The following is a 13,363-nucleotide window of genomic DNA, read 5'->3' as shown; positions in this document are numbered from 1 at the left end:
CTTCGCTTTTTTAAGGATTTGTCGGGATCGAGCTCGCCGGCCGCCACGGCCGCCACAGATTTCCGCAGGCGGACTTTGGTCCCAAAACTTTTTGTCGCATAATTTTTGACGTTTACGCAAACGTCAAAATTCTATAGCATCCTCCGACGATGCGACACCCCGCCGCTGCGGTGCACGCTCGAAAACGATCGGAACGGGCGAGACGCGCGGCGCCGCCCTGAGGGAACATGAAGGCGAGGAAAGAATGCCCATCTACAAGGCACCGGTAAACGATACCCTGTTCATCCTCAACGACGTGCTCGGCATCGAGCGCTACCACAACCTGACGGGCTTTGCGGACACGACACCGGACATGCTGGAGGCGATCATCAGCGAAGCCGCAAAGCTCGCCGAGGAGGTTCTCTTCCCAATCAATCTTTCCGGCGACCAGCAAGGCTGCCGGCGCCACGACGACGGCTCGGTCAGCGTACCGAAGGGATTCAAGGAAGCCTATGATCTCTACTGCGAAGGTGGCTGGCTGGGCCTTGCCGCACCGGAGGAGTTCGGCGGCCAGGGCCTGCCCTATACGCTTCATACCGCCGTCGCCGAATATATGTCTTCGGCCAACATGTCGCTGATGATGTATCCCGGCCTGACGCAGGGGGCGATCGCGGCGATCCTCGTGCACGGTTCCGAGGAGCAGAAGCGCACATACCTGCCGAAGCTGGTAGAAGGCACCTGGACCGGGACGATGAACCTGACGGAGCCCCATTGCGGAACCGACCTCGGCCTGCTTCGCAGCAAGGCCGTGCCGAACGGCGACGGCTCCTATAAGATCTCCGGCCAGAAGATTTTCATCTCCGCCGGCGAACACGACATGGCGGAGAACATCATCCATCTGGTGCTTGCGCGGATCGAGGGCGCTCCCGAAGGGGTCAAGGGGATTTCGCTCTTCATTGTCCCGAAGTTCAAGCTCGACGCCAGCGGCGAACCGGCCGAGCGCAACAACGTCTCCTGCGGCGCGATCGAACGCAAGATGGGCATTCATGGCAACTCGACTTGCGTCATGAATTACGATGAGGCGACCGGTTATCTGATTGGTACCGAGAACAAGGGCCTCAACGCCATGTTCGTCATGATGAACGAGGCGCGCCTCGCCGTCGGCATGCAGGGGCTTTCGATCGCCGAAGTCGCCTACCAGAATGCCGCCAACTACGCCCGCGAGCGCATCCAGGGCCGGTCGCTTTCCGGGCCCAAGGCACCGGACAAAAAGGCCGACCCGATCATCGTTCATCCGGACGTGCGCCGCACGCTGATGACCATCAAGGCCTTCAACGAGGCCGGCCGCGCCTTCACGCTGTGGACGGCGCTGAAATCCGATATCGCTCACCGCTCCGACAACGAAGAGGAGCGGCAGGCGGCAGACGATATCCTCAGCCTAATGACGCCGATCCTCAAGGGCGTGATGACCGACAAGGGCTTGGAGCATGCGGTCATGGCGCAACAGGTGTTCGGCGGCCACGGCTACATAGAAGAACACGGCATGAGCCAGTATGTGCGCGACGCCCGCATCGCCATGATCTACGAGGGCGCCAATGGCATCCAGGCGCTCGATCTCGTCGGCCGCAAGCTGGCGATGAATGGCGGCCGTGCCGTGATGGCCCTCTTCAAAGAGGTCGGCGATTTTTGTGAGGAGAACCGCAACGACGAAAGGCTTTCGAGCTACACCAAGGCGCTGAAGAAGGGGCTCAACGACCTGCAGGCGGCGACCATGTGGTTCATGCAGAATGCGATGGCCAAGCCCGACAATGCCGGCGCCGGCTCGACCGACTACATGCACCTCTTCGGCCTTGTCGTGCTCGGCTATATGTGGGCGAGGATGGCGAAAACGGCGCAGGAGAAGCTTGCCGCTGGCGAAACCGCGCGCGCGGACTATCTGAAGAACAAGCTGACCACGGCAACGTTCTTCATGGAACGCATCATGCCGGAAACGGCGTTGCGCAGGGCCCGCATTGAAACAGGCGCCGATACACTGATGGCGCCGGACGCGGGCGCGTTCTGATTTCAGGCTGGAGCTACATGAGGAAACGTGTGAAGCGGTTTTCCGCCCGTATCCGGCTCCAATTGATAACATGCGGGCGCCAAACGCGCCGCCGAAAGGGAGATGAGAGATGACGAAAGTCTTCGTTTACGACCACGTGCGGACGCCGCGCGGCCGTGGCAAGAAGGATGGCGCGCTGCACGAGGTGCCCTCCGTCCGGCTTGCCTCCAAGATGCTCGAAGCCGTACGCGACCGCAACGGGCTCGACACGTCGACCGTCGACGACATCATCATGGGCTGCGTGGATCCGGTCATGGATGCGGGCGCGGTGATCCCGAAGGCGGCCGCATTTGAGGCGCGTTATTCGACCCGGGCGCCGGGCATGCAGATTTCCCGTTTCTGCGCCTCCGGCCTTGACGCCGTCAATTTCGGCGCGGCCAAGATCGCCCAAGGGGCGGACGATATCGTGATCGCCGGCGGGGTGGAGTCGATGTCGCGCGTCGGGCTAGGCATGTCCGGCGGCGCCTGGTTCATGGATCCCTCCGTCAACCTGCCGGCCTATTTCATGCCGCAGGGCGTATCCGCCGATCTGATCGCGACCAAATACGGCTTCTCACGCGACGACGTTGATGCCTATGCGGTGGAAAGCCAGAAGCGGGCAGCCAATGCCTGGGAAAAAGGCTACTTCAACAACTCCGTCGTGCCGGTCAAGGACCAGAACGGCCTGACGATCCTCGACCGCGACGAGCATATGCGCCCCGGCACCGACATGCAGGCGCTTGCCTCTCTCAATCCGTCCTTCCAGATGCCTGGCGAGATGGGCGGTTTCGAAGCCGTCGCGATCCAGGCGCATCCGGAGATCGAGCGTATCAACTACGTCCACCATGCCGGCAATTCATCCGGCATCGTCGATGGCGCCGCCGCAGTCCTGCTCGGCTCCAAGGCGGGCGGCGAATCAATGGGCCTCAAGCCGCGCGCCCGCATCCGTGCCTTCGCCAACATCGGCTCGGATCCTGCGCTGATGCTGACGGGCCCGGTCGACGTCACCGAGAAGCTCCTGAAGCGCGCCGACATGAAGCTTTCCGACATCGATCTCTTCGAACTCAACGAGGCCTTCGCCGCCGTCGTGCTGCGCTATATGCAGGTCTTCGACATTCCGCACGACCAGATCAACGTCAACGGCGGCGCGATCGCCATGGGCCATCCGCTCGGCGCAACCGGCGCGATGATCCTCGGCACCGTGCTCGATGAGCTGGAGCGCCGAGATCTCAATACCGCGCTGGTCACGCTCTGCATCGGCGCCGGCATGGGCACGGCCACCATCATCGAACGCGTCTGATCCGATCCGGGGAGAGAGAATATGTCTTACACGAATTTCAAGATCGAAGCCGACGCCGACGGCATCGCCCTCGTCACCTGGGATATGCCTGACAAGTCGATGAACGTCCTCACACAGGAGGTGATGGAGGAGCTCAACGCCATCGTCGATCAGACGACCGCCGATCCTGCCGTCAAGGGCGTGGTCTTCACCTCCGGCAAATCGTCCTTCTCCGGCGGCGCCGACCTCTCGATGATCAAGTCGATGTTCACGTTCCAGGCCGAAGAGAAGAAGAAAGACCCGGCCAACGCCGCGCAGAAGCTCTTCGATCTCGTCGGTCGCATGACCGGACTCTTCCGCAAGCTCGAAACCTGCGGCAAGCCCTGGGTCTCGGCGATCAACGGCACCTGCATGGGAGGCGCTTTCGAGCTCTCGCTCGCCTGCCACGGCCGCGTTGCCTCCAATTCGAAATCGGTGAAGATCGCGCTTCCCGAGGTCAAGGTCGGCATTTTCCCCGGCGCCGGCGGCACCCAGCGCGTGCCGCGGCTTGCCAATGCACAGGACGCGCTGCAGATGATGACCACCGGGTCGTCGCTGACGGCTGCCCGCGCCAAGGCGATGGGTCTCCTTCACGAGGTGGTCGATCCCGATAAGCTGATCGAGGCCGCCAAGGCGATGATCATGAAGGGCCTGAAGCCGGTACAACCGTGGGACGAAAAGGGCTTCAAGGTTCCGGGCGGCGGCATCTGGACCCCGGCCTCGGCCCAGCTCTGGCCGGCCGCCTCTGGTATCCTTCGCCGCGAGACCTACGGCAACTATCCGGGTGCGATCGCCATTCTGAAATGCGTCTATGAAGGCCTGCAGGTGCCGTTCGACACAGCTCTTCGCATCGAGCAGCGCTATTTCACCGAAATCCTGCAGACCACCGAAGCCTTCTCGATGATCCGCTCGCTGTTCATCTCGATGCAGGAGCTCGGCAAGGGCGCGCGCCGCCCCGCTGGTGTTCCGAAGTCGGAATTCAAGAAGGTGGGCGTCGTCGGCGCCGGTTTCATGGGCGCCTCGATCGCCTATGTGACGGCCGCCGCGGGCATCCCTGTGACCCTCATCGATCGTGATATGGAGGCGGCCGAAAAGGGCAAGGCGCATTCGGAAGCATTGGTGAAGGATTCCATCGGTAAGGGCCGGTTGACGAAGGAAGAAGGCGAAGCCCTGCTTTCGCGCATCACGCCGTCGGCCGACTATGGCGACCTCAAGGATGCGGGCCTCGCCGTAGAGGCCGTGTTCGAGGATCGGCAGGTGAAGAAGGACGTAATCGAGAAGGTGGAAGCGGTGATCGCCGAGGACGCTATCTTCGCCTCCAACACCTCGACGCTGCCGATCACCGGTCTTGCCAAGAACTCCAAGCGACCGGACCAGTTCATCGGCATCCATTTCTTCTCGCCGGTCGAAAAGATGATGCTGACGGAAGTGATCCTCGGAAAGGAGACGGGCGACAAAGCCCTCGCCACGGCGCTCGACTATGTCGCCGCGATCAAGAAGACGCCGATCGTCGTCAACGACACGCGCGGCTTCTACGTCAATCGTTGCGTCTTCCGCTACATCCATGAAGCCTATGACATGCTGATCGAAGGGGTGCCGCCGGCGATGATCGAGAACGCCGCCAAGATGGCCGGCATGCCGGTCGGTCCGCTGTCACTCAACGACGAGGTGGCGATCGACCTCAGCCAGAAGATTCTGAGGGCGACGATCGCCGATCTCGGCGAGAAGGCCGTCGATCCACGCCACATGGTGCTGATCGACAAGATGGTCGACGAACTCGACCGGCGCGGCCGCAAGAACGGCAAGGGCTTCTACGAATACCCGGCAAAACCGGCGAAGAAATATCTCTGGCCCGGCCTCAAGGAGCTCTACCCGCAGAAGGACGCCGACAAGATCGACGTAGAGGTGCTGAAACAGCGCTTCCTCGTGACGATCGCGCTCGAAGCCGCGCGCACAATGGAGGAAGGTATCGTCACCGATCCGCGCGAGGCCGATGTCGGCTCCATCCTCGGCTTCGGCTTTGCGCCTTACACCGGCGGCACGCTCTCCTATATCGACGGCATGGGGGTCAAAACCTTCGTCAAGCTCTGCGAGAAGCTCGCCAAGAACTATGGCGACCACTTCAAGCCGACGCCGCTCCTGCAGGAGATGGCCGACAAGGGCGAGACGTTCTACGAGCGGTTCGACCCCTATGGGCAGGCACAGAGGGCGGCATAGGGTCGCTATTTGCAGCAAAGATCAAAGGCCGGCCTGTCGAGCGCGGCCTTTTTTCTGCTGAGTCCCGGCCCATCGCACGATGCCACCAGCCTCAGGGCCAAGCCCGCCGTTTCGCCCGCAGCATCGCGGCGGAACTTGCCGTCGTGGAATCTCTGACCGGAGAGAATGTCCCTTGTCGGGCCCATCTTTCCCGATCGTCCTTCGGTCGGGAACTGGAGGAACGGACATGTCGAACCCAACAAGGTAACCGTCGAGAACATCATTCATCCCGGCAAGACCAGGTCGGTCGATGCTGACAGATATGCAGCGATGAAGAACGCCTTGCTCGCCGTCATTCCCTGCCAGACGCCCGGCCTGACGTTGGCCGAAATCCGCGAGCGGATCTTCGCCCATCTGCCGGAAGAGAAATTCGCGGGCGGCAAGGGTGTTTCCTGGTGGTCGAAGACCGTGCAGCTCGACCTTGAGGCGAAGGGCGCGATCGTGCGGGAGAAGACGCGCCCGATCCGGCTGCACAAGAGTTGACCCAGCCCTACTTGGCGTCATCCCTCGGGCTTGACTAAGTCAAGCCCGAGGGAATAAGGGCTGCCGCTTCAAGCAGAGGTGGCGGGGAAAGGTGAGTGCACGGGAAATCAAGCCCTGCGCGGCTCCGCTCCCTCAAGCGGCCTCAGCCTTCTCGCCAAGCTCAGCGGCCAGCAAGCCGATCAGTTGTTCCCAACCATCCCGACGATATTCGACCTTGTCGAGCCCATCCAGAAAGGCGGCCTGCTCGGTAAAGACGACGCGCGTGCCGCTTCCTTCCGGCACCAGATCGACTGTGGCGATGGAGGCGGAAATCCGCCGGTCGTCCCTCGCCATCGTATAGGCCGAGACGATCCGTCTGTTCTCGACGATATCGAGATAGACGGTTTCGTTGAAATAGAAAGTCTTGCCGTCCTGGCTGAAACGGCCGCTTTCCCGTCCGCCGACGCGGAAGTCGTGTCGGTATTCCGCTACCGGCCAATTCTCAGCCTTGACGAACCAGCGGTCATGCGCTTCGGGATCGGCGAAGGCCCGAAAGACCCGGGCGGGAGACGCCTTGAAGACACGCTCGATTGTGAAGCTTGCATGCTCGACGGATGTATTGGTCACGACATTCTCCTCCTCCGTGAATATCCGGCGCTTCTCCCGCCGGACGTCCTTCCGATCCAAAGGACAGTACCTATGTCCATAGTACTGCTCTTGTTTTGAAAGCAGTTGCACGTTAGCTCCACTGATGCAATAATGCAAGCAGTTTTAGAAAATGAGTTTCGACCGCTGATCCAAAATCGCCGAGATCTGAAGAGGTACGCATGACAGACGACCATCGCTCGGGATGCCCGATCAATCTTTCACTCGAAGTCTTCGGCGATAAATGGAGCCTGCTGATCCTTCGCGACATGATCTTCGGCGGCAAACGGCATTTCCGTGAACTGCTGCGCTCCGAGGAAGGGATATCCTCCAATATTCTCGCCGATCGACTGAGGATGCTGGTGGAAATGGGGATGCTGACCAAGACGGATGATCCCAGCCACAAGCAGAAGGCGATCTACAGCCTGACGGAGATGGCGATAGCGCTGGTGCCGATCATGGCGCATCTCGGAGCCTGGGGCCGCCGCTATCTCCCCGTCAGCGAGGAACTCAGCATCCGCGCGCAACTGATGGAGGAAGGCGGCCCGGCGCTTTGGGAGAGATTCATGGATGAATTGCGTGTCGAGCATATGGGAACCGCCCCCAAGTTTCCGGAGGGGCCATCGGTGCGCCAGACGCTCCAGGCCGCTTACGAAGCTGTGGCGCGAAAGGCGAAGGAGCGCGCGCTCGCCTGATGACCAAGGACCGAGAACCGAAAGCATGATGAAGTGGTGAACAGAACGATAAGCGCCACCCCTTTGAGTGATGCAGCCCGGCCAGCCTCCAGGCCGATTTCAGAACTGAGGACAAGCGTGTGCCTCTTAAATTCCGAGGGCGAAACTGACGCCGACTTAGGGCGGCGAGCTGCAAATTCAACGACTGGAAAACAAAGGACTATTTTCCTTCGCATCCTTTACGGCCCTCTCGCGCTTCGCTAATGTAACATGATGCCAAGAGACGGCGTCGCCGGTGTTTCCGGGATGGATCGATATGCTTTCACATGACAGCATCTGGCACGCGATCGATGCGCTGGCCGAGCGTCATCACCTTTCGCCGTCGGGTCTTGCCCGGCGGGCCGGACTCGATCCGACATCTTTCAACAAATCGAAGCGCCAATCCGCCGATGGCCGCGACCGCTGGCCCTCGACGGAATCGATCTCCAAAATCCTGGAGGCGACCGGCGCCACGGTCGACCAGTTCATGGCTCTCATGCAGCCCGGCGCCGGCGATAACGGTTTGCCGGAACGACACGGGCAGGCGGCGAGCATTCCGCTGATCGGTTTCGCCCAGGCCGGCGCCGGCGGCTTCTTCGATGACGGCGGCTTTCCGGCGGGCCAAGGGTGGGATGAAGTCGAATTTCCTGTCGCACCGGAACGGCGGGCCAGCGTCTATGCCCTGGAAATCCAGGGTGACAGCATGCTGCCGCTTTATCGTGACGGCGATGTTCTGATCGTCGATCCGAGCGCGCAGGTGCGCCGCGGCGATCGCGTCGTGGTCAAGACCCGCGAGGGCGAGGTGATGGCGAAAGTCCTTACGCGGCAGACGCCGCGCGGCATCGAACTCCTGTCGCTCAATCCCGAGCACCCGAACCGCACTTTCGAAATGACAGACGTGGAGTGGATTGCCCGGATCATCTGGGCCAGCCAATAGGATATTCTTCCTGATGCGGCAGCAGATCATCACGACCGCCGGCGGGCTTTTGGCCCTCGCGCTCTATTCCGGCATCCTGCTGAGCGGCGCCGCAACGATCCGCGATCGCGAAAGCGCGGCGGCACCCGACCTCATTCTCGAAACGCCGGATCCGGCGACGATCGAGGAGCCGGATACGGCGGAAAACGTTCCTATGGAGGCCGCGCCGCCTGCCGCCGAACAGCGTGCTGGTGCCGGCAAGGGCTCGCGGCTCCCCGCGCGGACGATCGAGCCGGATCTCTTCGCCGCACCGGAGGATGGCATCGCGCAACCGCTCGAGCGCGTGGCCCCGAGACCGCCGCTTTCCGGATCGGAAGAAAAACGGAAGCCCGTCACCGCCGTCTTCCCGCGGCCGGTCGCGCTTGCCTCCGGACTTATCCAGTCCAACGATACCACCTTGCAACTCAAGGACGTCGAGCCGGAACGCCCCGAGAAAGTCTGCGAGAACAACGGTAAGAGCTGGCCCTGCGGCATGGTGGCGCGCACTGCCTTTCGCAACTTTTTAAGAGCGCGCGCCCTCGTCTGCGACCAGCCGGAAGAAAAGCCGGCAGCAGGGCCCCTCATCGCGAGCTGTACCGTTGGCGGTCAAAATGCCGCCGAATGGCTCGTCAGCAACGGTTGGGCAAAGCCGCTGCCCGGCACGTCCTTTGAAGCGAAGGCCGAAGCTGCCCGAAACGCAAAGCTCGGGTTTTACGGCGACGACCCGCGCGACTTGCGCCGCGCTCCCATCGTGATCGATGACCCGACGGTCGGCATCGCCGTGGACGACACCGCGCCCGACTTGTAAGCATTCACCGAAACCCCTAATTGCATGGTTCCTTAAATCGGAACCGATTTAAGGAATAAGACCATGCAGCAGCTCAGAGTGTTACAGCGGCCTTTGTACGTTTGAAAAGACGCACGGCGCTGTAGCCGTCCGGGACGAATTCGGGGGAGACAAATGTCCGAAAGCCTCAGCCAGCACGAAGCCCTCATCTATGTCATGGTCATGATGTCCGCCGTTGACCGGAGCATGACCGACGACGAATTTGCGCGGATCGGCGGACTCGTGCGGTTCCTGCCAGCTTTCGACGGCTTTGACGAGGAGCGGCTGATCCACATCGGTCGCGAATGCGCGGCCCAGCTTGCCGCCCCGGAAGGCCTCGACGTCACTCTGGAAATGGTCCGCGAAGCACTGCCGCAGCCCCTCTACGATACGGCCTACGCACTCGCCGTCGAGATCGCCGCCGCCGACCAGCGCATCCGCAACGAGGAAATCCGGCTGTTGCAGTTGTTGCGCGATCGTCTTGATCTGGACAAGCTGACCTGCGCCGCGATCGAACGCGGGGCCATCGCGCGTTTCCGCAAATAAGCCGGACGAGCAAGGCGTGTGCGGATTCCGCCCAATTTGCCGCTCCGGCTGGGGGAAGCACGACTGCCGTCCTTCACGGCAACGTGTCTTTGTACCACCGCAGCGAAGCGCCATATCTCCCATGATCAAAGTCATCGCGAATTGGGCATGCAAAAGTGCTAGTGTTGGGTATCTCGGAACCGGTCTGGCGGCTCGGCGCCTTCGTGGCGGTCTTTGCCGCGCTAGCGGTGTTTGAGCTCTTCCACCCACGGCTGGAGCGACCGGAGCTCATGCGCGCTCTGAAGGCGCGCCGTTGGGCAACAAACCTATCGATCGTCCTCCTTTCCTCCGCCTTGTTGCGCATCGTCTTTCCTGCGGCCGCCACCGGCGTTGCCATATGGGTCGCTGCGCGCGGCTATGGCGTTTTTCCCGCGCTCGGCATACCGCCACTGCTTGCCGGCCTCATCGCCTTCATCGTGCTCGATTTCGCGGTCTGGCTGGAACACGTCGCGTTTCACAAGCTGCCGATATTGTGGCGCATCCACCGCGTCCACCATGCCGATCCAGGCGTGGACCTTACGACGGCACTCCGGTTTCACCCGCTCGAAATTCTGTTTTCGATGTTTTGGAAAAGCGCGTTCATCCTGGCGCTGGGCGCGCCGCCCCTATCAGTGCTGCTGTTTGAGATCGTTCTCAATGCCGGTGCAATGTTCAATCACGCCAATCTGCGGCTGCCCCCCCGCGTCGACAGAATATTGCGGCAGTTCATCGTCACGCCGGACATGCATCGCATCCACCACTCCGTCGAGAAAGCCGAGACGGATTCGAACTATGGCTTCAATCTCGCGATCTGGGATCGGCTGTTCTCCACCTATGTGCCTCAACCGGCCCGCGGCGACGACGCGATCGAGACGGGACTAAGAGCCTATGGACGCAGCGAACCGACAAAGCTCGTCTGGTCGCTCATGTTGCCGTTCCACCGCGGCTAATATGAGATGAGACAACAGCCCCTCACCCTGATCCTCTCCCGATTGCGGCGAGAGGGGACGAGACGGTGCCACAACTTTCCTTTCTCTCCGCCCGTGCAGACGGAGAAGGGAAATTGTGGTTGCATACTCCAGGATAAATGAACTGGCGGCTGCAACGAGACCGTTCTCCCCCCGCGGGGGTCACGGCAGCAGGGCGGACGCGGGTGCAACCGCTCGCTCACTCAATAAATGCCGTTCGGAAAGTAACGCAGATAGATCTCCTCGAGCTTGCCGCTGCGCGAGAGCGCCAGCAGGGCATGGTCGATCGCCTGAGTCAAAGCGGGCTCCGCCTTCCGGTTCATGATCGTCAGGCCTTCGCCGAGAAAGTGCTGCGAAAAATAGGCGCCCTCCAGCAAGGCGCAGCATCCCCCGGCGAGGCTGCCGGAGACCCAGAAGGACAGCTGCATGCCATCGGAAAAGGCTGCCGTGACGGCGCCCTCGCGCAAGGCGGACAGCATGGCAGCGCGGTCGGGAAAGGGCCTGGTTTCGAACTCGGGAAAAAAGGCCTTCAACATCGCCTCATGCGTCGTGCCGGAGACAATGCCAATTGGCTTGCCGGCGAGGTCCGCCGGCTTCGCTACCCCCGCTGCACCTTTGACGTTTACGACAAAGCGAGCAGGCAATTGCATGAAGGTTCGGGAAAAGCCGAAGCGCTGCCTGAGCTCCGGCGTTACCGCTATGCCAGCGGCGACCGCCTCGCCTTGGCCCTGTTCGAGCGCCGGCATGAGCTCCGGGTAGGTCACGGCCTGGATCTGGCACTTGGCTTCGATCTCCAACTCCCGGCATATCTCGCGGGCTAAGTCGACATGGAAACCCGAAAGCTTTCCCGACTGGTCGATGAAGTTGAACGGGGGAAAATCGACCGTGGTCAGAAAGCGAAGCCGCGCGAGACCGGTTAGATCAGGCTGGGGGATGCGCTCGCGGGCGTCAAAAAGCAAAGGCAGATCTTTCGGCTCGGCACTCGCAGATCCACCGCCGAGCGAGGCGCAGAGTGCGAGTATTCCGCAAATCTTGAGAAGGATATTGCTGGCGCGCGTCATCATGATCCGGTCAAAGCGCCCGCGGCAGGAACGTCGCGGATTCGGCGTTTTGGGAGATTATCGGCATGAGGGCTGACTGGCTACAGTGCCGTTGTTGAGTCCGCATCTTCCTTGCTGTGGAGTGGGGCCGGAAAAATGGAGCGGGTGATCGGGATCGAACCGACGACATCAAGCTTGGGAAGCTGGCGTTCTACCACTGAACTACACCCGCAACAGAAGCGGAAATTTCCTCAACGGCGGCGATCTGTCAAGCGCTCATGCTCACTCAGCGCGAAAATGCTTCGAAAGCTTGAGGCCCTGCGCCTGATAGTTCGAGCCGAGGTCGAGGCCGTAGAGCCCGTCCGGCCGTTCCATCATGTGTTCGTAAACCAAACGGCCGACGATCTGGCCGTGCTCGAGAATGAACGGCACTTCGTGGCTTCGCACCTCGAGCACGGCGCGGCTGCCGCTGCCGCCGGCCGATGCGTGGCCGAAGCCCGGATCGAAGAACCCGGCATAGTGGACGCGGAACTCCCCCACCAGCGGATCAAACGGGGTCATCTCGGCAGCATAAAGCGGCGGAACATGAACCGCCTCCCGCGAAACGAGAATATAGAATTCGTCGGGATCGAGGATCAGATCGTTCCGGCCGCGGCTATAGAGCGGTTCCCAGAAGTCGAAGACCGCGTGCTGCGCTTTCTTGTCGACATCGACCACCGATGTGTGATGCTTGCCGCGATAACCGATCAGCCCATCCGGACCGGTTCCCTTGAGATCGATCGAAAGCGCGATGCCACCGCCGGAGACATTGGGCCGTTCGCTGGCGACGAGCACATCGCTTTCGTGGAGCGCCAGCAGCTCCTGCTCGGAAAGAAGCGCATGGCCGACGCGGAAACGTATCTGAGAGAGCCGCGAGCCTCGGCGGACGACGATCGGGAAGGTGCGCGGGCTGATCTCCAGATAGAGCGGGCCGCTGTAGCCGGCCGGAATCTTGTCGAACTCCTGCGCCCTGTCGGTGATGACGCGCGTGAAGATGTCGAGGCGACCGGTCGAGCTCTTCGGGTTGGCCGAAGCGGACATGTCCTCCGGCAGTTGGAGGCTCTCCATCAGCGGCACGATGTAGACGCAGCCGGTTTCGAGCACGGCACCTTCGCGAAGATCGATGACGTGCAGTTTCAGCCGGTCGAGCTTGTCGGCGACGAGATGCGCGGGGCCCGGCATGAAACTCGCCCGGACGCGAAACGCCTTGGCGCCGAGACGAAGGTCGAGGCTCGCCGGCTGGATCTGATCGTCATCCAGCGGCCCTTCGCTTTTCAAACGTCCCGTGGCGAACAGTGCGGCAATTGCGCGGTCGGCCAAAATCCCTGTGTTGCGACCCATTCCGATCCTCATTTTCAGTTGCCAGACAAAACCAAACTCCGGGAATTGACGCAAGCACGCGCAGGCAGTATTGGAGCTTTATCCCGTGGTGATTTGGCCGGTCGGCTTGCAGCCACGTTAAACAAGTAGCTAAAAAGGCCGGGGTCTCAAACCGGTCGTTTCGCGGCCGGTTTTTTT

12 protein-coding genes, 1 tRNA gene and 1 riboswitch are annotated in these 13,363 nt (G+C 61.5%); of the genes, 9 read left to right on the top strand and 4 right to left on the bottom strand.

Annotated elements, in window-relative coordinates; translation table 11 throughout:
* Window positions 1-244: 244 nt before the first annotated feature.
* The 4 genes from PYH37_RS13710 to PYH37_RS13695 all read left to right on the top strand — a co-directional run bounded on the left by PYH37_RS13710 (window position 245) and on the right by PYH37_RS13695 (window position 6,116).
* Window positions 245-2,041 carry an acyl-CoA dehydrogenase C-terminal domain-containing protein gene (locus tag PYH37_RS13710; protein ID WP_280735484.1) on the top strand — a complete coding sequence of 599 codons (1,797 nt, stop codon included), beginning with the start codon at window positions 245-247 and terminating at the stop codon, window positions 2,039-2,041.
* A gap of 109 nt (window positions 2,042-2,150) precedes the next feature.
* Window positions 2,151-3,359: an acetyl-CoA C-acetyltransferase gene (locus PYH37_RS13705; RefSeq protein WP_280735483.1), complete on the top strand. Its 1,209-nt coding sequence runs from the start codon at window positions 2,151-2,153 to the stop codon at window positions 3,357-3,359.
* A gap of 21 nt (window positions 3,360-3,380) precedes the next feature.
* Complete coding sequence (locus tag PYH37_RS13700; protein ID WP_280735482.1) at window positions 3,381-5,594, top strand: 3-hydroxyacyl-CoA dehydrogenase NAD-binding domain-containing protein; 2,214 nt, start codon at window positions 3,381-3,383, stop codon at window positions 5,592-5,594.
* Window positions 5,595-5,759: 165 nt separating this feature from the next.
* Window positions 5,760-6,116, top strand: coding sequence for a DUF6958 family protein (locus PYH37_RS13695; protein WP_280735481.1), 357 nt, complete (start codon window positions 5,760-5,762; stop codon window positions 6,114-6,116).
* A 132-nt stretch (window positions 6,117-6,248) separates the two neighbouring features.
* Here the strand turns inward: PYH37_RS13695 and PYH37_RS13690 are convergent, their stop codons facing one another.
* On the bottom strand, window positions 6,249-6,722 hold the full coding sequence (locus tag PYH37_RS13690; protein ID WP_280735480.1) for an SRPBCC family protein: 474 nt from the start codon (window positions 6,720-6,722) through the stop codon (window positions 6,249-6,251).
* 200 nt (window positions 6,723-6,922) lie between these two features.
* On the opposite strand from PYH37_RS13690, the gene PYH37_RS13685 reads away from it, so the two are divergent.
* The 5 genes from PYH37_RS13685 (at window position 6,923) to PYH37_RS13665 (ending at window position 10,748) form a co-directional block, all read left to right on the top strand.
* Window positions 6,923-7,435, top strand: a complete 513-nt coding sequence (locus tag PYH37_RS13685; protein WP_280735479.1) for a winged helix-turn-helix transcriptional regulator — start codon at window positions 6,923-6,925, stop codon at window positions 7,433-7,435.
* Between the two features lie 295 nt (window positions 7,436-7,730).
* Window positions 7,731-8,390, top strand: coding sequence for a S24 family peptidase (locus tag PYH37_RS13680; protein ID WP_280735478.1), 660 nt, complete (start codon window positions 7,731-7,733; stop codon window positions 8,388-8,390).
* Window positions 8,391-8,403: 13 nt separating this feature from the next.
* Window positions 8,404-9,216, top strand: a complete 813-nt coding sequence (locus tag PYH37_RS13675) for a thermonuclease family protein (protein WP_280735477.1) — start codon at window positions 8,404-8,406, stop codon at window positions 9,214-9,216.
* Window positions 9,217-9,369: 153 nt separating this feature from the next.
* Window positions 9,370-9,780 carry a tellurite resistance TerB family protein gene (locus PYH37_RS13670; protein WP_280735476.1) on the top strand — a complete coding sequence of 137 codons (411 nt, stop codon included), beginning with the start codon at window positions 9,370-9,372 and terminating at the stop codon, window positions 9,778-9,780.
* Between the two features lie 155 nt (window positions 9,781-9,935).
* Window positions 9,936-10,748: a sterol desaturase family protein gene (locus tag PYH37_RS13665; RefSeq protein WP_280735475.1), complete on the top strand. Its 813-nt coding sequence runs from the start codon at window positions 9,936-9,938 to the stop codon at window positions 10,746-10,748.
* 221 nt (window positions 10,749-10,969) lie between these two features.
* Here the strand turns inward: PYH37_RS13665 and PYH37_RS13660 are convergent, their stop codons facing one another.
* From PYH37_RS13660 to PYH37_RS13650, 3 genes are all read right to left on the bottom strand, one after another.
* The gene (locus PYH37_RS13660; RefSeq protein WP_280736039.1) at window positions 10,970-11,827 is read right to left on the bottom strand and encodes a transporter substrate-binding domain-containing protein; all 858 of its coding nucleotides are present in this window, start codon (window positions 11,825-11,827) and stop codon (window positions 10,970-10,972) included.
* Window positions 11,828-11,963: 136 nt separating this feature from the next.
* Window positions 11,964-12,038: transfer RNA gene (locus PYH37_RS13655), tRNA-Gly, on the bottom strand.
* Between the two features lie 50 nt (window positions 12,039-12,088).
* Entirely contained in the window at window positions 12,089-13,186 is a 1,098-nt protein-coding gene (locus tag PYH37_RS13650) for a 2'-deoxycytidine 5'-triphosphate deaminase (protein WP_280735474.1), read from the bottom strand.
* A gap of 75 nt (window positions 13,187-13,261) precedes the next feature.
* Window positions 13,262-13,340: riboswitch (SAM riboswitch) on the top strand.
* The last annotated feature ends 23 nt before the right edge of the window (window positions 13,341-13,363 follow it).

This window comes from Sinorhizobium numidicum, from assembly GCF_029892045.1.
In the GTDB taxonomy this organism is placed as follows: Bacteria; Pseudomonadota; Alphaproteobacteria; order Rhizobiales; family Rhizobiaceae; genus Sinorhizobium; species Sinorhizobium numidicum.
This window is presented reverse-complemented; position numbering and strand designations above follow the sequence as displayed.